The 20,465-nt window shown below is 59.1% G+C and carries 14 protein-coding genes; all 14 read right to left on the bottom strand.

Features of this window, described 5'->3' with window-relative positions; all coding sequences use genetic code 11:
- Window positions 1-47: 47 nt before the first annotated feature.
- Complete coding sequence (tssI, locus tag AACY25_RS08565; protein ID WP_339523740.1) at window positions 48-2,096, bottom strand: type VI secretion system Vgr family protein; 2,049 nt, start codon at window positions 2,094-2,096, stop codon at window positions 48-50.
- A 54-nt stretch (window positions 2,097-2,150) separates the two neighbouring features.
- On the bottom strand, window positions 2,151-3,146 hold the full coding sequence (locus tag AACY25_RS08560) for a serine/threonine-protein kinase (RefSeq protein WP_339409155.1): 996 nt from the start codon (window positions 3,144-3,146) through the stop codon (window positions 2,151-2,153).
- Window positions 3,147-3,156: 10 nt separating this feature from the next.
- Window positions 3,157-3,885, bottom strand: coding sequence for a PP2C family protein-serine/threonine phosphatase (locus AACY25_RS08555; RefSeq protein ID WP_339523739.1), 729 nt, complete (start codon window positions 3,883-3,885; stop codon window positions 3,157-3,159).
- Entirely contained in the window at window positions 3,885-7,424 is a 3,540-nt protein-coding gene (gene tssM / locus AACY25_RS08550) for a type VI secretion system membrane subunit TssM (protein WP_339523738.1), read from the bottom strand. The genes AACY25_RS08555 and tssM overlap by 1 nt, the downstream gene beginning before the upstream one ends.
- A complete protein-coding gene (icmH, locus tag AACY25_RS08545; protein ID WP_339523736.1) occupies window positions 7,421-8,302 on the bottom strand; it encodes a type IVB secretion system protein IcmH/DotU in 882 nt (293 codons plus the stop codon). Before icmH ends, tssM begins: the two co-directional genes overlap by 4 nt.
- Before the next feature lie 2 nt (window positions 8,303-8,304).
- Window positions 8,305-9,636: a type VI secretion system baseplate subunit TssK gene (tssK, locus tag AACY25_RS08540; protein ID WP_339523734.1), complete on the bottom strand. Its 1,332-nt coding sequence runs from the start codon at window positions 9,634-9,636 to the stop codon at window positions 8,305-8,307.
- Between the two features lie 3 nt (window positions 9,637-9,639).
- Entirely contained in the window at window positions 9,640-10,122 is a 483-nt protein-coding gene (gene tssJ, locus AACY25_RS08535; protein ID WP_339523731.1) for a type VI secretion system lipoprotein TssJ, read from the bottom strand.
- Between the two features lie 5 nt (window positions 10,123-10,127).
- Complete coding sequence (gene tagH, locus AACY25_RS08530; protein ID WP_339523730.1) at window positions 10,128-11,324, bottom strand: type VI secretion system-associated FHA domain protein TagH; 1,197 nt, start codon at window positions 11,322-11,324, stop codon at window positions 10,128-10,130.
- Window positions 11,325-11,343: 19 nt separating this feature from the next.
- The gene (locus tag AACY25_RS08525) at window positions 11,344-11,475 is read right to left on the bottom strand and encodes a type VI secretion protein (protein ID WP_160016316.1); all 132 of its coding nucleotides are present in this window, start codon (window positions 11,473-11,475) and stop codon (window positions 11,344-11,346) included.
- Between the two features lie 431 nt (window positions 11,476-11,906).
- Entirely contained in the window at window positions 11,907-12,863 is a 957-nt protein-coding gene (locus tag AACY25_RS08520; RefSeq protein ID WP_339523726.1) for a tetratricopeptide repeat protein, read from the bottom strand.
- Complete coding sequence (locus AACY25_RS08515; RefSeq protein ID WP_339523724.1) at window positions 12,853-16,029, bottom strand: hypothetical protein; 3,177 nt, start codon at window positions 16,027-16,029, stop codon at window positions 12,853-12,855. Before AACY25_RS08515 ends, AACY25_RS08520 begins: the two co-directional genes overlap by 11 nt.
- On the bottom strand, window positions 16,026-16,868 hold the full coding sequence (locus AACY25_RS08510) for a DUF4123 domain-containing protein (RefSeq protein ID WP_339523722.1): 843 nt from the start codon (window positions 16,866-16,868) through the stop codon (window positions 16,026-16,028). The genes AACY25_RS08515 and AACY25_RS08510 overlap by 4 nt, the downstream gene beginning before the upstream one ends.
- Window positions 16,853-18,931, bottom strand: a complete 2,079-nt coding sequence (locus tag AACY25_RS08505; protein WP_339523720.1) for a type VI secretion system Vgr family protein — start codon at window positions 18,929-18,931, stop codon at window positions 16,853-16,855. The genes AACY25_RS08510 and AACY25_RS08505 overlap by 16 nt, the downstream gene beginning before the upstream one ends.
- Before the next feature lie 17 nt (window positions 18,932-18,948).
- A complete protein-coding gene (locus tag AACY25_RS08500; RefSeq protein ID WP_339523878.1) occupies window positions 18,949-20,460 on the bottom strand; it encodes a sigma-54 interaction domain-containing protein in 1,512 nt (503 codons plus the stop codon).
- Window positions 20,461-20,465 lie beyond the last annotated feature (5 nt).

Raw genomic sequence — 20,465 nt, 5'->3', positions numbered from 1 at the left:
ATCCCTATCCTTGTTTGCAAGCCGTAAGCGGCTCGTACCTATCCCTGTTAACCCGAGAAGTTGAGCGTACGTTTTGGCTTTTTCGTGGTCTGCTCAAGCTGATTAAGCAGCGCCTCATCCAACAAATTTCCCGCCTTATCACTATCGGCCGCACCGGGCAGCACCGGTGGTTTGATCTTGATACCTGAGCCTTTGCCCGGTGCGCCGCCGGCGTTGACTTTGACCATGGGGCCAACCAGGGTGATGCCGCCGGGGTCGAGTTTGATAAAGCTGCCGCCGGCTTTCAGGGTCAGCTCGGTGCCGGCTTCAATGACCATTTTCTGCCCGGCTTTGAGGTGGATTTCGCGGCCGGCTTTGGTCAGTTGTGCGGTGCCGAGTTTGATGTGTTGGTTTTGCCCGACGGTGAGGTGGTCGTCGGGTTTGACTTCGACTTTGCGCTCGGTTTTGACGGTGAGGTTTTCTTCGGCCTGCAGCTCGGTGTAGCTGTTGGCTTCGACCGTATCGTGGCGTTCGTTACCGACGCGGATCTTCTGGTCGTGCTCGATGTTTTCGTCCCAGTCCCGCTGGGCGTGCAGGTAAATCTGCTCGGCGCCTTTCTTGTCTTCGATGCGCAGTTCGTTGTAACCACCACCGCCCGGTGTGCTGAGGGTTTTAAACACGGTGCGGGTCTTGTTTGCCGGCAGGTCGTAGGGCACCACGTGTTCAGCGTGGTACAGGCAGCCGGTGACCAGCGGTTGGTCGGGGTCGCCTTCAAGGAAGGTCACTAACACTTCCATGCCGATCCGTGGAATGGCGATGCCACCGTAAGCATCGCCGGCCCAGCTGGAGGCCACGCGCAGCCAGCAACTGGTGGTGTCGTCGGCCTGGCCTTCACGGTCCCAGAAGAACTGCACCTTGATGCGGCCGTATTCGTCGCAGTGGATTTCCTCACCCTCTGGGCCGGTGACCACGGCGGTTTGGCTACCTAGCACCTTGGGTTTTGGATGGGCCAGTGGTGGGCGGAAGGGCACGTCCCAGGGGGCGGCGATGAAGTGGTTGCGATAGCCCTGCTGGAAACCGTCGCTGGCTGCGGTATGGCTGGTGATCGACTCTTCCAGCACCTGGGGTTGTTTGCCCTGGTGAATCACCTCGTGCAGCAGCCAGAGGTCGTTGTAGTCCTGGCGCGGGTGGTCGGAGAGTTCGAGGAAATGCCCGCAGAGCAGTTTCGGTTGATCGCCACGCCCTTCGGCCAGGCGGTAGTCGGCGCGGTGGCGTTCGAGATTGCGCTGGCTGAGGTGTTTGCCACGAGTACGGTCGACAAAGCGGCCGGGGTAGTCGTAATCCTCAAGGTCCGGCAGCGGCTTGGCCTCGGGGTCACGATCCTCCTTGAAAGCGGCTTCCATTAGCAGGCGTGGCTGTTCGAAGTCGTAATCACGGCGGGTGATGCGGCTGGTGCGGGTTTCCAGGCGCACGGCGAAGCGCTTGATCACCGGTTCATCGGCGGTCATGCCGTTGTCTTGCAGGTAGGCGGTGGGTTGGCCGAGTTTGCCGAATGCGGTCTGGTCATCACCAAAGGTCAGTACGTGGCCTTGGGTGCTGTGCTGGAAGTGGTAGTGAATGCCTTCCTCCTCGCACAGACGTTGGATGAAGTGCAGGTCGCTCTCGTCGTACTGCACGCAGTAGTCGCGCGTGGGGTAAACCGTGGGGCCGAGCAGGAACTGGTAGCCGCCCTCGACGATGCCGTGTTCCTGCAACACCTGAGCAACGATCTGCGGCACTGTCAGGTGTTGGAAAATGCGCTGGTTGGTGCGCAGGGCCAGGTAGCTCAGCTGCGGCACGATGCTCAGTTTGTAGCGTGTCAGGCGCTTGCCGGATTCGGCTTGGGCGACCTGATAGATCAGGCCGTGAATACCCAGGCCGTCTGGGGTAAAAGCAAGATAGGCGCGCTGATGCAGCAGGCTTTGCAGATCCAGCTTGGCGTTCTCGCTGATCAGTTCCACCTCGAAACGATAGGGCTGACTGATGGCTTCGCGGCCGCTGAACTCGAGCACTTGCAGGTCGTGCTCAAGGCCTTCGATGCTTAGGCTGAAGTGGGTTTCATTGGCCGGGTTGAACATAGTCATTTCCTTGTTAAAAGATCATCCATTGATGCTGCTGTGCGCGTGCTGCGTTCAACTGCGCCGTAGCCAGCGCCGCCAGCCGCTGGGTGTGGGCTGGCGAAATACCTCGAGCAACTGTGCGCAACTGATATTGCGCTGCGCTTCATCGAACGCCAGCGCGGTGCGCAAAGCGGGCCAGCAATGCGTCGGTAACTGCTCCGGACGTTGCAGCTGCTTATCCAGCTCCATGGCCTTGGCCTGTTTGGCACTCTGCCGGCGGAACGGGTGGCGCCCACTGGCCAGCTCATACAGCACGCACGCCAGGGCATAGACATCGGCGGCGGCAGTCAGCGGTGCGCCGTCGAGCAACTCCAGGGCGGCGTAACGCGGCGTCCAGGCGGTAAAGCGGTTACGGCACAGGCGCGGCAGGCCAGGTAGCAGGCCTTCCACGGGCTGGCCGAGACCATAATCGAACAGGCGTAGGCCGTCTTCGGCGAGCATCACATTGCTGGGTTTCAGGTCGCCATGCAGCACGCCGAGGCTGTGCGAATAGCTCAGGGCATCGAGCAGGGCGATGGCGATTTCCTGCAGCTCGCTCCAGGGCAGGCCCTCGGGGCGTTCACTAAGTAACTGGTCGAGGGTCAGGCCCTTGAGCAGCTCCAGGGTGAGGAAGGCGCGTTGACTCGGCACATCCACCTCGAAACCGAACAGGCGCACCACATGCGGATGATTAAGCCGCGCGGTGAGGGCGAACTCGCTGTACAGCAGCGAGTTGGCGTCCGGGTATTCGGCGAAGTCATCGCTGAGGGTTTTCAGTGCCACATAGGGCTCGGGATCACCGAACTGTTCGCGCAGCAGGTCACGGGCGCGATACACCGCACCCATGCCGCCAACGCCGAGCAGGCGCTCGATCTTGTAGCGGCCGCCGAGTACTTCCGGCAGTTCGCTGAGTACTTCGCGCGGGGCTTGCGTGGCCGGTTTGGCGGCAGTCGCGGCCAGGGCGAAGTAGGTCAGGTCGCTGGCCGGGCTGCTGGCCAGCTGCAGTTCGTCGAGCAGCTGTTCACTCATCCGTGAGTCCTCATCGGCGAATCACCACCGCACTCAGGTTGTCCCGCGCGGGGCCGTCGAGGGCCTGCTGGAACAAACGATTCAGGGTCAGCTGCGGTGACGGCAGGTTCAGCGCAGCACCCAGAGCATCGGCTGATAGGTCCTGGTAGAGACCATCGCTGCACAGCAGAAAGGCATCGCCGGGCAGCACATCGAGTTCGAGAATTTCCAGCTTCAGCTCGTCACTGGCGCCGATGGCGCGGGTCAGCGCGTGCGCTGCCGGATGCCGAGCAGCTTCGCTTGGGCTGAGTTGCTGCTCATCAATCAGTTGCTGCAGCAGCGAGTGATCACGGCTGAGCTGATACAGCCGACTGCCGCGCCACAGGTAGCAGCGGCTGTCGCCGGCCCACACGCAGGCGGCGCGGTCGCCCTCAATCAGCAGCGCCACTACCGTGCTGCCGATCACCGGGTCCGGATGGGCGGCGGTAACCGTCAGCTCCTGGCCCAGGCGACGGTTGAGCGAATGCAGGCGTTTGCGCAGCTCATCCAGACGCTGCGGCAAATCGCCTGCGCTCGGCTCGGCCAGCTGCTCGACAATCAGGCGGCTGGCCAGGGCACCGTTCTGGTGCCCGCCCATGCCGTCGGCAACCACCCACAGGCCCTGCTCTGGCAGGGCCAGAAAGGCATCCTCGTTGCGCGCCCGCACCTTGCCGGTGTCGGTACGCGCAGCGCTGCGCCAGAGGTTGGCAACTTCCTGCATCAAAGCGTGGCCGGCAGTTTGAAGCTGCGCAGCTGGTCCAGATCAAACGGGTTCGGCGAGCGCTGGCTGTGCAACAGGTAGTTGGCGCGCAGGCCGCCCAGGTCGGCCTTGAGCATCAGCACGTCACGACCACTGTGGTAGTCCACGCTCATCAGGTCGAGCAGACGGAACAGCGACCAGGGGCCGGTGTTCTTCTCGATCCCCACCTTGCGTCCACCGAGCTCTTCCACAACCAGGCTGGTGCGTCCTTCATTGGCCTCGGTCGGCCAGCTGAAGGCGGTCTGCACGATAGGTCCGTGGCGGTATTCCATCTGCTGGTTGCCGAAACGGAAATCGGCACGGCCCAGACTGGAATCCAGTGAGTAGGGCTCGAGCTTGAACAGCACTTTCGGCTCGTTGGGATTTTCGGCAAAGAAACTGCGGCGGATAGTTTGCGCATGGCTCATCTGCAACAGGAACTCGCGCGACAGCGGCAAGCCACGGCCATCCATACGGCGCAGTTGATACTGGCCGGCGGTGCCACTGACAAATGGCTTGAGGTAGCTGTCGAAGAAGCGCTCGGCAATACCCTGAGCCTTGAAGAACTCGCGGAAGTCGGCAATCGCCACATCGCTTTCGCTGTGCGCGCTGAACGGATAACGCTGCTTCAACGAGCCATCGTAAGCGGCATAGAGCTCGCTCTTATAGCGCTGGTTGAGGTAGTGGTAGGCGTCGTTGAGCACCAGCATCCAGCTGTCTTCGGCGAGCAGGCCGAGCCAATTGCCAACCGGTTGCGGCAGACGCGCGGCACTGCTGCGTACCTGGTTGATCGCATCACGCTGGCCGCCCATGCGCGCCTTGGCCAGCTCGAACGCAGCCTGCTCCGGTGCGCTGGCGTGGGCCAGGCTGGCCAGTTGCAGTTGCAAAGCATCCAGCGCTTGCATGCTGGCAGCCAGCTCAGTCCCGGCACCGCCATTTTCATCAAGCAGGCGGTGCAGTGGCTCGAAACGACGCTCAAGGGTTTTGCGCGCGGTGTCCGGCAGGTTTTTCACCAGGGCAGCCTGCGCCTGTTCGGCGGCAGCACCGGCCAGTTTGGCAACTTTGCCCAGCTTGCCCTTGGCACCTTCCAGCGCTTCGGCGGCGGCACCGGCATCATCGGCGGCTTCGGCCATGCCTTTGAAACGGGTGTTATCACGCACTTCGACCAACAGCTGCAGCAGCGGTGAGTTGGCCGCAGTGAGGCTGGAAAGCTGCAGAGCGCCCTGATTGGCGCTGCCGATCGGGTCCAGCGACAACTGAGCAAGGGCTTCGCCCCAGTAGTTGGCGTAATCGCGGAAGTACAGCTGTTCCATTTCCACCAACAGGCGGCTGAGGTCGCTGCTGCTCAGGGTGTCGCTGTCGCCCAGTACCCAGTTATCGCGCAGCAGTTCGCGTACCAGGTCGGCACCCTTGGCGGTAAAGGTTTTCTGGTAGCCAGCCTGGGTATAGAAGCCAGGAATGGCGTAGTCGCTGCCGACAAATACGCCGGCTTGCGGGCCGAGCTTCTGGCTCAAGCGGTACTCCGGCAGGCTGCGGGCCTGGTCGCGGAGCATGCGGTAAACCACGTTGGCTAGCGATTCGCTACGCAGGATCTTGCGCGCTTCTGCGACCAATGGAGCGTTGAGCGAGTAAGGGGTAAACGACTCGGACAGCAAACGGTCGAAGTGCTCGTTGAGACCGCGCTGACCGTCGCTGTTGCCGGCATAACGCAGCGACCAATCGGCTGCCAGCCATTCTTGCAGGAAGGCTTTGTCGCGACGCTCTTCGAGGTTGAGCATGAGGTAAGCGCGCAGGCTGTTGAGCAGGCGTTCACGGTCATTGAGGTTAGCGCGGACCTGGGCTTCCAGTTGGCGGCCAACACGGCTTAACAGCAGATTTTCCAGTTCGCCACGGTAGGCCCGCTGTACGGTTGGATCGGTTCTCTCACCCTGATACAAACCACCACGTTGCAAATAGGAGGCCTGATCCACCGGCGGGAATACCTGGGTGGCCGCGTAGCTTTGATCCAGAGCCTTGAGAGTGCGCAATGCATCGTCTTGCGCACTCAGGCTTTCGTGTTGCTGAGTCAGTTGCTGAGCGAGATCGCGCAGTTGTTCCAGGCGGCCGTGGTTACCGGAAAAACCATTGGCCCAGACCACACCAAACACACCGAGCACGACCAGGGCCGTGGCGTACATGGCGCGCTGGCCCCAGTCGATACGACGCACTTCTTTTTGATCCAGCCCGGCCAGGTCGGCCTCGGGGAAAATCACTCGATTGAGCACATGATTGATAAAGCGTGCGCGGCCGCTGCGGAAGGTCGGCAGGGCGCTGCTGGAGAGGCCGAGGTTGCGACCAATGCTGCTGGTGCTCGCATCAAGCTGGTCATTCAGTTCCGGTGCGCTGGTCAGGTAGAAACCGCGCAGCTGGCTGGCACGCTGATAGCGGTTGCCGCTGAAGGCCAGTTCGCTGAACAGGCACAGACGCTCGCCGAGCAGGCCCAACTGGTGCGGGAAGTCGAGAATGCGGCCACGGCGCTGGGTGTCGCGCTCCTGGTGCATGCGCAGGATCACCTGGCTGTTGAGGCGGCGCAGCAGCTCTTCGAACTCCTGACGGATCACTTGTACGTCGGTGGCGTTCTGCTCCTTGCGGAAGCTGGCGCCGAGCACCTGATCGCTTTCTTCACGTGACAGCTGGTCGAAGAACTCATCGAAGCCCAGCACCTTGTCGGCTTTGCTCAGCACCAGATACACCGGCACGTTGGCGCCAAGGCGCTGATGAATATCCTGCAAACGCTGACGGGTCTGGCGGGCGAGGTTTTCCAGCTCGACTTCGCTACCGCCTTGCAGGTACTCGACGGGGATATTCACCAGCACGCCATTGAGCGGGCGCGCGCGGCGTTTGCGCAGCAGGCCGAGCAGGGTTTCCCAGGCGCGGCCGTCGATGGCCGCGTCTGGTTGGGTCAGGTAGCGCCCAGCGGTGTCGATCAGTACGGCGTGGTCGGCGAAGTACCAGTCGGCGTAGCGCGTGCCGGATACGTCTTTGGTCAGGCGTTGCTGGTCACCACGGTTGAGTGGGAAGTCCAGGCCGGAGAAGTCCAGCAGCGTGGTTTTACCGCTGCCTTGTGGGCCGAGCAGCATGTACCAGGGCAACTCGCTGCGCCATTTCTCGCTGCGGCCACGGTAAAGGCTGGAGCGTTTCAGGGTATGCAGCGCCTGCTTGAAGCGATGGCGCAACTCCATCTGTTCTTCATTGATCAGGCCTTCACGGCGCAGGCGCTCTTGGGCGTCGGCGTCATCTTCTTCGGCCTTCTTGCGGGCGGTGGCCTTCCAGCTGGCGAACACCATGGCCAGGCCCCAGATCAGGAACAGCAGGCTGATGCTCAGCAAGCGGCTGGTGGCCGATTCCCAGAACTTGTAATCACTAACGGCCAGTAACGGGCCGACGAACCACACCAGTAGGGCCAGCACCAGTACCAGGCACAGACTCCAGACCCAGGTCTTGCGGAAAAAATTGGCTAATTTGCCGAAGAAACTCTTCATTTCGTCTCATCCATGAATGCACCCGCGGACGGGTCAAGTTGCTCGTATGGCTGCAAAATTGTTTCGCGTTGCTCGCCCAGTACCCAGGCAAAACCGCCATACATCACTACCAAACAAACCACTGTGAACAGCGCCACCAGCCACCACGGCACGATGCGCACCAGGCGCCGACGGGTGTCTTTAAGGCCCTGCCAGTGCGGCGAGACTTCGCGCGGCACGTCACCGCGCATCTGGCGGATCTGTCGGTACAGACTGTCGCGCACCGCTTCCAGTTCGAGCATGCCGCGTGGCAGCACGCGGTACTTGCCCTCGAAACCGAGCGACAGGCACAGGTACATCAGCTCAAGCATCGGCAGGTGTTTGACCGGGTTGCGCGACAGGCGCTCAAGCAGCTGGAAGAACTTCTCGCCGCCGAAGGTCTCGTTGTGGAAGCTCGACAGCAGGCTCATCTGCGACCACGTGCTCTCATTGCCCCACGGCGTGGTCACCACGGCTTCATCGACCACGGTGCAGAGCACATAACGGGCGGCCATGACCTGGCTGCTTTCCGCACCTTCGTGCAGGGCGCGATGCTCGAACAGCTTGATGGCGCTGGCCAGACGCTGGTTAAGCGCGTGCATGTCTTCGCTGTCGAAGCTGTGCTTGAGGCGCACCACCTCTGAGAGCAAATTGGCGGCTGCGGCTACCAGCGGGTTGAGGCTGATATTGAAGCTCTCCGCCGGGCGTAGGCGCGCGGCGTAGATCATCCGCTCTTCCAGCTGTTCGAACTTCGGCGGTGCGGCAAAATCGGTCAGCGGGCTGTGCGCTGGGGCATCACCTTTACGGTTGAGGATGACGGTTTTGTCGTCCTGGCCGTATTCCATTTCCTTGGTCGTCATAATCAGTTCCTGATCGCCCAGAATTTCATCTCAAGCCCGGAGAACTCGCCGGACACGTGGAAAGCGAAGCCGCCGGAGCGTTCCAGCTGCGCCAGGTCTTCGGAGCCCAGTTCCAGGGCGAAGTAGGTTTTGCCCGAATGGAAGGGGATCTGCCGTGGCGCCACGGGCATCGGTTTGACCTTGATCCCCGGCAGGTGCAGGTTGACCAGTTGGCGGATCTGCTCCACTGGGCCGACCTTGAGGTGCGCCGGCAGGCGGTTGCGCAGCTCTTCCGAGTCGCACTGAGCGCTGGCTGCGAGGACGAAGGTGGAAGTGGCGAGCAACTTGTGGTCGTGCAACGGCGACACTTGAATGCCGTACTGGCGCTGCTGCAGGAGCATTTCGATGGCGTGTTGTTCCAGCACCATCGACAGCACTTGGCGAATCGCGTCCATCAACTTGCGGAAGCTGGTGCCCTGATCGCTGTGCAGGTAACGGCCTTCCAGACGCGGGCGTTTGATCTCGCTGGAAAAGGTCGCCAGCTCACCGAGCAAGCCGAGCAGTTCGCGGTAGATCTGCTCCGGGTGCACCTGCTCGATGCCTAGGTAATGGCGCAGCACCGGTTCGAAACGATTGATTAGCTGCAGCATCATAAAGTCGCCGACTTCCGCTCCGCCGACCTTGCCAGTGGCGCGAATCCGCTCGGCGAGAATGTCGCCGCGGTGCGCGAGCATGCTGATCACTTCTTTCAGGCAGCTGAGCAGGTAGCCGGAAGCCTGGAAGTTGACGTAGGTCGGGATGAACTCTGGGTCAATGCTAATGACCCCATCTGGGGTGGTATCGAGCACATCGCATAGTTGCAGTTTGACGTAGGCCTGGTCGCTCTGGTGTTCACCCAGCAGCAGGCGGAAATCCGGGCGGCCGCAGCTGACCTGGCTCGACGCGCTGTCGCCGGCGTTGGAGTCGGCCACATCTTCATCGAATGCAGTGAAGCGCGCGAGCACGTCCTGCTGTTCCGGACGACGGCTCTCGATATGGTTGCCGGTGACCAGCGGCAGGGCCAGGTACACCGGGGTGTTGCCGGTATTCGGCGGCACGTCGAGGGCCAGTGGCTCGCGCTCGGCGCCGATATCGAACAAGGTGCCATCGGGCAGAATGCCGCTGGCCTTGCTCACGACCAGCTTGCCCATGTTGAGGAACTGACGGTCGATCTCCAGCTCGAAAAAGCCCCAGGCGTAGCTGTCGAGCTTCTGCGTGCGGGTTTTCAGCTGGTAATCGTAGTAACGGTCGTTCTGCTGGAAATGCTGCGGGCGCAGCAACATACCTTCCTGCCAGACCACTTTATGCATGGCCATGGCTTAATCCTCGTCCTTGTCGGCTTTATCCGGGGCTTGAATGCCTTTGGCATCTAGCGTCAGCACGCTGTAGTTGTGCTCCTTTTCCTGCAACGCAATCACTGTGCGCCAGTTGCTTTCCGGCAGGTCGCGGTACGCGGCCAGCACACCGACATAGCGGCTGCCCGGCTGTACCGAGAGTTTCAGTTTGCGCTGCTCGCCAGGACGCAGCTCCAGCTCTTCGAGCACCACCATGTCCGGCGACAGGGCTTCTTTCGGGCGCTGATACAGCGAAAAGAAATCGGCCGTTTCAAACGACACCGGGTGTTTCAGTTCGACCAGGCGCAGGACGATCGGTGAAGGGCGGCCATTGAGGTCCGGGTTGAGTTCGTCCCGACCGTTCAGGGTCAGGTCGAGTTTGGTCATATCCGAATATGGCGACAGTGCGGCGCAACCGGTCAGGCCGAGCAGGGTGGCCAACAGGGCCAGGGTGAGCAAGCGGTACATGGAAATCATCCTTGAACGTCGTTGTTGAGGGTGGCGATCAGGCGAACCTGCTCTTCATAGGTGCGGGCAAAGTCGCGGGCGAACAGACGGTCGCTCCAGTCGTCGTTCTGCTCCAGCGCGCTGTGCAGGCGCCGGTAAGCGCGCCAACGGCTGCCCGCAGTGGCGATCAGTGGCTTGCGCCCTTCACGCTCGAAACGCAGGCTCAGCTGCTCCGGCGACAGCTGCTCGAACATGCCTTTGACCGCCGCGCGGCTGGCCGCCAGCAGCGCAACTTGGTGCGCCTGTAGGTCACGGAAGCTGCGGCTGATGGTCTGCTCGGCACTGAGTTGCCCGGCCTTGCCACCACGCAATAGGGCACTCAGCGCTTCACTGCTGTCGGCGGTGTGCTTGAGCGGGTTGTTGCCGGCGCTTTGCACGGTGGTCAGGGCCAGGCGCAGTTCGTTCTTCAGCTCGCTGCGGGTGCGCAGGCTCTGTTGCAGGCTGCCGACGCTCTGCTTGAGCAGCTTGGCGGCATTCAGCGCCAGGGCTTCGCGGGCGTCATCGTCAAGGTCATCCAGTTTGACCCCGAGTGCTTCGCCGAATTTTTCCCAGAAGCTCAAAGGCAGGCGCACCGGTTCCGGCGCGGGCTTGGGCGGCGTGATTACTGGCGGTGCAATCAGCTCCGGAACCAGCAGGTTCTCTTCATCGATCTGCGCATAGTCGCGTTGCTGGGCATGCACGTTGTGCGGCTGCAGCACGGCCGTCAGGTCATCGACCTGAGCGTACACACGCTCCTGCTGATCAAGCGCAGTCATCGGGTCAAGATCAAGAAAGGCGTCATCCGGGATGATGCTGCCGGCCGGTTGCGAGCGGCCGATATCACCGGCGAACAGCGCCGGGTCCTGAATCAGCCGCGCGCGAATTTCGAAATCACCGAAGCAATACACGCTGCCATGCTCGATACGCTGGGCCTCACCCTTGCGCAGGCTGGCGCCACTGTCTTTCAGCTGAATACCGTTGCTGCTGGTATCGGTTATGAAGAACGAGCCATTGCGATAGCTCACCTCGGCATGCCGACTGGACAACACGCGCTTGCGATCGGGAATCACCCAGTCGCATTCCTCCGCACGCCCAATAATTCCGCCGGCTTGCTTGAAGGTTTTGGTGGTCAATAGACCTGGCACGAACTGCTGTGCACTGACCACATCGAAGACCAGTTCCATGGTTGTTAACTCCTTGCGGTCAGTTGCCGCGTTTCACTGCTTGCGGTTCGCCCAGGGGGCGGTATTCGTCGTCGCTGAACTTGTAATTGCCGCTGCAGGCAGAGAGGCTCAGAGCTGCGAGAAGAACGAGGGCGTAATAGCGTTTAGGCACGCGGATTTCCTCCTTGAAAGCGTGAATGGCAACGGTAGTCACCGTTGTAGTGGCAAAGTGCTGCTTGTGGGCGGGCATTGAAATGCAAGACAAAGCCTTGTCAGGTGACCTGGTTCATAAAAATGGCGGATGAGCGCCCGAAACTGGGAGCTGTGACCGCAGTGCTTGTGTTGATCTTCACCGCTGCACCTTCTGTGTTTGTAGGCTTACCAACCCGCTGTTTGAGTCAGTGGCAAACCAGTGGCTATTTGTCATTTGAGCTTGGTGATCCATTTTTGATCCGGCTGGTTAAGCCTCAGTTTTGCTTGTCGGCTTGAAATTGATCAGATTTTAAGTGACCAAATTTCATCGTTTGTTGCTGGTAGTCCGTTATTAATAAAAACATGCATTAATGCTTTATTAATATTGCCTTCCCATCAATAGGTTAGATATTAAAAGCCAAGCTTGGGGACGTGGAATGAAAGTGGTGGATGAGTTTTCTTCCATTTATGGAAAAACTTCTCCCCCTCGGCCTTTTGTTCGGAAGTTAGCTCGTCTTCGAATGTGTCGAGTATCCAGCTAGTCTTTGCTTTACCTAGTGCATCTCGCCTGAAAAGTAGTAAGCCATACGCGATAGCCTTATTGGGCGTGTACTCGGGGTTTTGATATATGTCAGTTCGACCTTTGTGAATTGTTTCTAGTGCCAACACACAATCGGCATGACTGGTTAATAAACACTTCTCTAACCATTTTTTCGATTCAATATAGTTTTCTGCTCTATTTAGTCTTAACGAAAGAAGCGACATAGCTTTGGGGTTGCCTTCCTCTGCTGACTTTCTGAGAATTTTTTCGCCCTCACGGGTTAATTTCGTTTTTCCTGTTTCTTGTTTCCTCGTTTCGCTCAGTATTAAGTCAGCGAGAAAATATCCAGCTTCATGATTGCCGGCGTCTGCAGCCTTTTTTAACCAGTCTCTGTCGCCCGTTAGATAGTAGAGGGCATGCATAGCTACATTATTTCCGCTCTGTGCCTGTTCCTGTGCTAGGTCTTTAGCCCTACTCTTCCAATAGACTCGATCTTTTTTACAGCTGACTTGTAGTGCCCCGCAGAGATCATCGCTCTTTGAAAGGCGTATCATCGCAAAGAGGTCGTTCTGTTCGGCTGCAGCTTCATACCATTGCTGAGACTCTTCCGTCATATAGCGATTAGAAAGTCTCAAGGTTTCTGCTAAATAATACTGTGCTTCACTGTTTCCGGTTTTAGCTGCATTTCTAAGCGGCTCTTGTGAGTTAATCCAGTCGTGTTGGTTGTATAACGTGAAACCTCTACTTAAGTCAGCGTTTTCTTGGGCGGCAATCGCTGATAAGCAAATTGCGCTTAGCATTATGAACCGGAAAAGTTTATGGCGCATTTCGGTCTCTATTTGTCTTAAGTATGTCGAATGAAATTTTTAGGTGAAGTGTTAGTGCTGTTTTTAACTGTTTGAAATTGGCTTGGCTGGTTAATGCTTCCACGCTTTTACCGGGGTTACGCATAAATTCTTCTAGTGCGGATAAATTTTCTTTAGCCTCCACAAGTTTGTCATCAGAGTGGCTCGCATCAATACTCATCCGCTCAAGCGCTTTTTGAAAAAGTACTTGTGCCGGGTTTGGGTCAAGTTCACTAAAGCGCTTTCCGCTAGCATTACCGGCTGTCCATTCCAAGCAGCGAGCGATGGCGATTTGCTGGAAGTCACTTGCTTGCTGGGTCGAATATGTATCGGGTTCTGTTTGCCCATCACTCTGTATATCGAAACCACGGGGCTCGCTGCTCAGCGTATAAAGCAACGGCCCCAGCGTTTCCGGGGGCATACCCAAAAACCACTGTGCCATGGATTCCTGGCGCATCTCGTTAACGATGGTGTAGGCGATTTGCCCAGCGCGTTTGCTTGGGTTGCCGACCACTTCATCAATCAGTGAGTCGAGTTTGGTTAACAATAACGCACTAAATTCGGAAACGTTGGCGAGGGTAAGGGTGCCGAACAAGGTTATTTTGCTGAGGTAGGTGAAGGCGTTTTCATCAATCCAGTCGATGCGGCTGAAGTTGTTACGCATCAGCACACGGCGATACAGCATCAGCAGTTGTTTAATGCCTTGATAGTCCAGCTCGAAGCTGTAGGCGCCTTTGGCACCTGGGCCGAAGAACACTGAGGCCTTAATGCTGAACATCAGCTTGCCGCCAATAAGCCCCACACGGAAGTCGAACTCACGACCAATGCCGACCCCCAAGGAGCCCTCTGCCATAAAGGCGCTAAGTGTTTGCCAGCTGGCTTCTTTCTTGTCATCCAAGTTTGGGCTGAGGATTAACGCATCCAGTGGCGGCTTCCAGTGCAGGCCACCTTTGATGGTGCAGCCGACCTGCGCGCCGGCAAACAGTTTGAGGCTGGCGGCTTGCCCTTGGCGCTGGCCGAAATCCACCCCGCTGATGCTGGGGCGACCATTGTTATCAACTTCCAGTACGACCTCGCGGGCGAGCATCAGGCTGACCCCGGCAAACCCCCAGGCGACCACGCTATAGCTCAGGTAGAAATGCCCGATGGGTTGGCTGGCTTCGGTGCCCTCTGGTGTGTTGAAGCGCAACGTGATGGCAGAGGCTTCAGCTTTTTTAGGTATTTCGATGTTCACCAAGTCGACTTCGCCGCGGCCAATATCGACGGTCATGCCGAGGGCGGCGGATGCCAGGGTGCGCTCCTTGAGAGTCTTCGGGGAGTTGTCGGGGCCGGATGCTTCTGCTGTGGTGGTGGTTTCCATCCACTCTGTACGGGTGGTCAGAGCATCCAGCTTGGCGGCGGGTATTACTTGCGGTGATGCCGTGCGGACAACCGCGTTAACGTTGACTTCGCTGGCATCCATCCCTAACAGGCGGACAAACTGGGCTTGATAGGAGGTGTCGAACAGCCGCAGTTGTTGCCGGGTCGAGTCCTCGAAAATCATTTGTAAGAGCTTCTTGCCCCAGGTTTCTGCCTGGCTTTCCAGGCTTTTCACCTGCCAGCCACTTTCTTGCAGGTAGTTAAAGAAATCATCGGCGACAAACAGGCCGTTCTTGTCGAACCATCTTGGGTCTTGTTCTTCAAGAGGGATCGCGCCCTGGCGTTCAAGAAACGCAGAAAAGATGGCGTCCGGGTCGGCTCGATAGAGTGAGGCGAAGCGTGCAGTGCGTGCGTGATCCTTTTTCAGGGTCGCGGCCAGTTCAGGGTCACTTTTGTTGGCCAGGTCATACAGGCTGAGGTGGATCAGCGGGCGTGTACCTGAGGCAAGGGAGAACTCGCGTAAGGGGATGTCGTCATTGCAGACACTGTCCTGATGGCGCATTTCGTAGCTGTGGGTGTCCCACAGCAACTGACGCGTTGGCCGCATGCGCTGCATGTTGGCATCCGCTTGCTGTCGTAGCCGGTCGAGAATGGGCTGTAGCTCGGCAATTTTTGCCCGCTGTTTACTTAATAGTTCGGAGGGGGGCGGTGAGTAGCCACCTGTGGCTTTGACGAATGCATCGAAGCGTTCTTCGGCGTCGTTGATGACCTGTTGCTTCTTCTTGTAGGCCTCAAGGTAATCCTTGTATTCCTTCAGGCCGCTGGCCATATCGCTATTGCTACACAGGGCGAACTCTGGTGTCGCGATACCTAGGTTCGCAAGGGCGATGATGGGCTCGATATAGCCACCTAGGCGGTACTCGACGAGGTAGTCGTAGCGCGCGCGAAAGTCTTCCAGTGCCTGGCAGTCCAGTGCGCCGCTCTGGCACGACTCAATGACCTTGCGGTAGGCGTTGAGTACATCCCAGACAGGCTGATACTCATTGGTGAGGCGGTTGTATTCGGTGAAGTCGATACCCCTGACTTTCGCCATAAAGCTGTTGTAGGCCTGCAGCGCTTCGCGCACTTGAACTTCACGCAGGCCGTACATTTTCTCGTTTTCGATATGAAAACCGACGCCCTTGGCGATGCTGTAGCCTTTGCTGCGCAGCATGCCGCGCTTAAGGTGCAGCTTGCGCAAACGTTCACGGCGATCACGTAGTGCGCTGTGTAACTCGGCGCGCGCGTCTCTGAGTTCTGCCAGGTAGGGTTTCTGGGCGTTAATGCCGCGTTGGCTCAGCACTTTTTGCTCGGCCGCATCGTAACGCTGCAACACGCGCGGTTCATCGGCTGCAATCTGTTCTTTTAGGCTGCGTATCTCTTCTTCGATGGCGTCATAGTGCTGTTGGTCTTCTGGGCTGAGGAAAACATACGCATCGATTGGGATAAACGGTTCATGCAGACCATGCTCGGCAAGGGCTTGGTTGCGCGCATCGCGATCCTTCAGCATGGCTGAGGCACTCAGCTCGTTGGAGCACTCGATCAGTAGTGTTTGCAAGCGTTCAGGTAGCAACCAGAATTTGCGTTGGCCGGTGACATAGGCGATATCAGCAAAGGCTTTCGGCGAGCATGCTGGGGCTGCGTCGTCGGAGAACACACTTTGGTCGGCCGTTATTCCGCGGGCGATCTGCGGCAAGGGAATTGGGTTGGCTTTGCAGCTGTTCGCTGGGGAAGTGGACGTTCCTGTCATGTCAGCGTTTCCAATTTTTCGAGTTTCTGGAGTAGGGGCAGATCACTGCGCAGAATCGACATAGTTGCGTCTTGCTCCTGCAGCGGCTGTTTATTCAGCCGCGTTAGCAAGCGTTGTAAGTGTCTAGCCTCATCGACCCCGTGAATGCTCAGCAGTTGCAGGTTATCGATAACCGTACGGATTCCCGCTTGGCTAAGCGGGGTTGCAAATGCTGTTGTGTGGTGTGACAGCCAATAGAGCCAACGGACTTCTTGGTGCAGCTGCAGTTCATGGCTTCCCAGCGTCAGTTGTTGAGTGGCGGCGTCTTGCGTTGTTTGTGGGCGTTGCCATTGCAGCCAGGAGTTCTCTGAACCAATAAGCGTGTTGCCGGGTGTAAACACGCGACTCCATGGGCCGAAGAGGTCTGCTTGGTTATTTTCGTCAAACGATAAAGCCAGTGCGCTCCACAGCCGAGGGTCGTAAAACCGGCAGAGGCTTTCGCCGTGGGTCGTGCTGTTTACAGTCAGCAGCGATTGCGCATGACTGAAAGCATCCTCTGCCGTTTGGTTGGACTGGATGGCTATGCCAGACAGTCGGTCATGGCAAAGCTGAGCGGCCAGACTCTCGGCCTGACTATTGGCTTGGGCCGAAATCCAGACAGGGCTGCTATCGATTAAGGCTGCATAATCGCTGCTCTGGAAGAGCATGCGAGTTTCGATAGCGCCTTCTGCCTGATAGAGCTTTTCCAGCGCCTGGGGGTGGAGCACCCGATCTAGAATGAAGTACACCTGACCCTCTGCGTGCCACTCTTCAGGTGTGGACTGGGGCAGGTCTTCAAGCGTTGTTAGCCACGTATGCATGGGCAATCCTTACGGCTACAGGCGCCGTTACTTTGCTTGCCACAACGTGAAATGAGCGGCTGACTGCGGTGGGTACTGAGGATAAAGGCCCCTGGGGCTATCGGTTGCAGTAGCTCCCCAGCCTTATCCGCATCCGCCGCCCCCGGAATAATCGGCAGCACAATGCCAATTCCAGTGCCTACGCCCGGTGCGCCGCCGGAGTTCATCTTGATGGTTGCACCGCTGAGCGTGACGCCGCTGGGGTCGAGCTTGAGGAAGCTGCCGCCGCCGCTGGCGGTGAGTTCCATGCCGGCGTCTATCACCACTTTGCTGCCGGCGTAGTAGTGGATTTCGTTGCCGGCTTCGACGAATTGACCGGTGCCGACTTTCACATGCTGTTTTTGCCCGACGGTTAAGTGGTCGTTGCTGCGGGTTTCTACTTTGCGGTCGGCGTGGGTGGTGCGGTGTTCTTCGGCCTGGAACTCGCTGTAGCTGTTGGCTTCGACCGTATCGTGGCGCTCGTTACCCACGCGGATTTTCTGGTCGTGCTCGATGTTTTCGTCCCAGTCGCGCTGAGCATGCAGGTAGATCTGCTCGGCACCTTTTTTGTCTTCGATGCGCAGCTCGTTGTAGCCGCCACCGCCTGGGCTGCTCAGGGTTTTGAACAGGCTGCGGGTCTTGTTCGCCGGCAGGGCGTAGGGCACGACATGGGCGGCGTGGTACAGGCAACCGGTAACCAGCGGCTGATCGGGATCACCTTCGAGGAAGGTCACCAGCACTTCCATGCCGATGCGCGGGATGGCGATAGCGCCGTAGCCATCGCCGGCCCAGCTGGAGGACACGCGCAGCCAGCAGCTGGTGGTGTCATCCGCCTGACCTTCGCGGTCCCAGTGGAATTGCACTTTGACGCGGCCGTACTGATCGCAGTGGATCTCTTCACCCTCTGGCCCGGTGACCACGGCAGTCTGGCTGCCGAGTACTTTGGGTTTCGGGTGCTTCAGCACTGGGCGATGCAGCACATCCCAGGGTGTGGCGCTGAAGCGGTTGCGGTAACCCTGCTGGAAGCCGTCGCTGAGCTGGGTGTGGCTGGTGACGGATTCTTCCAGCACCTGTGGCTGCTTCCCTTCATGGCTGATTTCCGTCAGCAGCCAGAGCTGGTTCCAGTCCCCGCGCGGATGTTCGCTGAGGTTGAGGAAGTGGCCGCTGACCAGCAGCGGCTGATCGCTTTCACCAGTGGCCAGTTCGTAGTCGCTGCGATGGCGTTCCAGGTTGCGTTTGGCCAGGTGTTTACCGCGCTCGCGTTCAACAAAACTACCGGGGTAGTCGTAGTCCTCGAGGTCGGGCTGGAACTCGCTGTTGAAGGCGGCTTCCATCAGCAGTTTGGGCTTCTCGAAGTTGTAGTCGCGGCGGGTTACGCGGTTGCTGCGGGTTTCCAGGCGCAGGGCGAAGCGCTTGATCACCGGGTCGTCGGCAACCAGGCCGCTGTCCTGCTGGTACGCAGTGGGCGCCAGTTTCGGGAACACCGTCTGGTCATCGCCGAAGACCAGCACATGGCCCTGTTCGCTGTGCTGGAAGTGGTAGTGAATGCCTTCTTCCTCGCACAGGCGCTGAATAAAGTGCAGATCGCTTTCGTCGTACTGCACGCAGTATTCGCGCTCGGGATAGACGGTCGGGCCGAACTGAAATTTATAGGCATTGCTCTGGATGCCGTGCTCTTCGAGCACCTGGCTGATGATCTTTTCCACACTCAGGTGCTGGAAGATCCGCTGATTGATACGGTGCGCCAGATAGGCCAATTGCGGGCGCAGGGTCACGTGATAGCGAGTCAGGCGCTGCCCGGAGTCGCCCTGGGCGATGCGGTAAATCAGGCCGTGAATGCCAGTGCCGCTAGGGCTAAGGGCGAGAAAGGCGGGCTGGTGTAGCAAGCTTTCCAGATCGAGATCGGGGCGCTCGCTGATCAGTTCCAGCTCGAACACGAACGGCTGGCTGATGGCTTCACGGCCGGTAAATTCGAGCACCTGCAGATCGTGGCTGGCACCTTCGATGCTCAGGCTGAAATGGGTCTGGTTGGCGGCGTTGAACATGCTCTTCTCCTTAAGCCTTACACGTCAGCCGGGCTGATATTCAGCCGCTGCATGCGGTACAGCAGGGTGCGGCGCGGCAGGCCCAGCTCGCTGGCGGCACTGGTCTGGTTGCCCCGGTTCTTACGCAGGCAGTCGAGCAGCAAGCTGCGCTCGACCTTCTCCAGGCGTTCACGCAGGTTCATGCTGTTATCGTCAGCCGGGGTGGTCGGGTGCAGGCTGAAGTGTTCAGGCAGCAGCTCATTGCCCTCACAGAGCAGCACGGCGCGCGCGATCATGCCTTTAAGCTCGCGCACGTTGCCGGGGAAGGTGTATTCGGCCAGATGGTCCAGCGCCGCCTCGGACCAGCGATAGGCATCGCGCTGCAGAAAGCAGGCGGCCTCGACGGCGAAGTGTCGTGCCAGTCGCAGGATGTCCTCGGCGCGGGCGCGCAGCGGTGGCAGCTCGATAGGAAAGTGCGACAAGCGATAGAACAGGTCTTCGCGAAAGCGTCCTTCCTCGACCAAGCTGCGCAGGTTGTGGTGCGTGGCCGAGACGATGCGCACATCGACCTTGTGCGTGCGGGTCGAACCGAGCGGGCGCACTTCACCCTCTTGCAACACTCGCAGCAATTTGGCTTGCAGGCTCAGCGGCATATCACCGATTTCATCGAGAAATAGGGTGCCGCCATTGGCTGCATCGAAGAGACCCTGATGGTCGCGGTCGGCGCCGCTGAAGGCGCCTTTGCGGTAGCCGAACAGCTCGCTTTCCAACAGATTTTCCGGCAGTGAGGCGCAGTTCTGCACGACAAACGCTTTGCTGCGGCGTGATCCACAATCGTGAATGGCGCGAGCCACCAGCTCCTTGCCGGTGCCGGTTTCGCCCACCAGCAAAACGCTGACCGAGTTGTGCAGCACTTTGCTGATCAACTGATAAACGCTGCGCATCGCCGGGCTGTCGCCGATCAAGCCATAGCCGCTGGCGCAGGCTGTGCTGACCACGGGTGCCGACGGCTCGTCGTGCGGTGAATGCAGGCGCTGCAGCAGGTGCAGGTGGGCGATGACGAAACTGCCCAGGTGGCCCAGTGAGTCGGCAAAGCCCTGCAATTCACGTGAGCGCTGGCTGGCAATTAATAGCAGGCCGCTGACGCCCTTCTGCTCATCCAGCAGCGGTTGGCACAGCAGGCTGCGCCAGGGCTGTTGTGCTTCTGGGAGGAAACCGGTCTGGTGCAGGCTGCTGTCCAGCTCATTGAGGCTCAGCGTCTGGTTCTGGCACAGGCAGTACTGCAGCAGCTGTTCACCGTCGTAGTCGCTGGACAGGCTGGCGTCCGCACGCGGTTGCAGCAGGCCGTCCTGCCATTCGGCGGACAGCGTCAGGCGCGTATGAGTGTCGTCGAGCAGGTACAGCTGGCTCAGTTCGCTGCCGGACAGCTGTGCGGCGCTTTCCACCAGGCCGCCGAGCAGGGCATCGCTATTGGACGCACGCGCCAGCGTGGCGAAGCGTTGCAACAGCGCTTCGGCATAGCGCAGCGGCTGCGGCACCTGACTGAACATCAGCG

Source organism: Pseudomonas sp. EA_35y_Pfl2_R111, assembly GCF_963970955.1.
In the GTDB taxonomy this organism is placed as follows: Bacteria; Pseudomonadota; Gammaproteobacteria; order Pseudomonadales; family Pseudomonadaceae; genus Aquipseudomonas.
This window is presented reverse-complemented; position numbering and strand designations above follow the sequence as displayed.

What these genes read in the sequence shown, in the direction of transcription:
- tagH (WP_339523730.1), bottom strand. Translation starts at nt 11,324, where the DNA reads ATGGAACTGGTCTTCGATGTGGTCAGTGCACAGCAGTTCGTGCCAGGT.
- tssM (WP_339523738.1), bottom strand. Translation starts at nt 7,424, where the DNA reads ATGAAGAGTTTCTTCGGCAAATTAGCCAATTTTTTCCGCAAGACCTGG.
- icmH (WP_339523736.1), bottom strand. Translation starts at nt 8,302, where the DNA reads ATGACGACCAAGGAAATGGAATACGGCCAGGACGACAAAACCGTCATC.
- tssK (WP_339523734.1), bottom strand. Translation starts at nt 9,636, where the DNA reads ATGGCCATGCATAAAGTGGTCTGGCAGGAAGGTATGTTGCTGCGCCCG.
- AACY25_RS08505 (WP_339523720.1), bottom strand. Translation starts at nt 18,931, where the DNA reads ATGTTCAACGCCGCCAACCAGACCCATTTCAGCCTGAGCATCGAAGGT.
- tssJ (WP_339523731.1), bottom strand. Translation starts at nt 10,122, where the DNA reads ATGTACCGCTTGCTCACCCTGGCCCTGTTGGCCACCCTGCTCGGCCTG.
- tssI (WP_339523740.1), bottom strand. Translation starts at nt 2,096, where the DNA reads ATGTTCAACCCGGCCAATGAAACCCACTTCAGCCTAAGCATCGAAGGC.
- AACY25_RS08510 (WP_339523722.1), bottom strand. Translation starts at nt 16,868, where the DNA reads ATGCATACGTGGCTAACAACGCTTGAAGACCTGCCCCAGTCCACACCT.
- AACY25_RS08555 (WP_339523739.1), bottom strand. Translation starts at nt 3,885, where the DNA reads ATGCAGGAAGTTGCCAACCTCTGGCGCAGCGCTGCGCGTACCGACACC.
- AACY25_RS08560 (WP_339409155.1), bottom strand. Translation starts at nt 3,146, where the DNA reads ATGAGTGAACAGCTGCTCGACGAACTGCAGCTGGCCAGCAGCCCGGCC.
- AACY25_RS08520 (WP_339523726.1), bottom strand. Translation starts at nt 12,863, where the DNA reads ATGCGCCATAAACTTTTCCGGTTCATAATGCTAAGCGCAATTTGCTTA.
- AACY25_RS08515 (WP_339523724.1), bottom strand. Translation starts at nt 16,029, where the DNA reads ATGACAGGAACGTCCACTTCCCCAGCGAACAGCTGCAAAGCCAACCCA.
- AACY25_RS08500 (WP_339523878.1), bottom strand. Translation starts at nt 20,460, where the DNA reads ATGTTCAGTCAGGTGCCGCAGCCGCTGCGCTATGCCGAAGCGCTGTTG.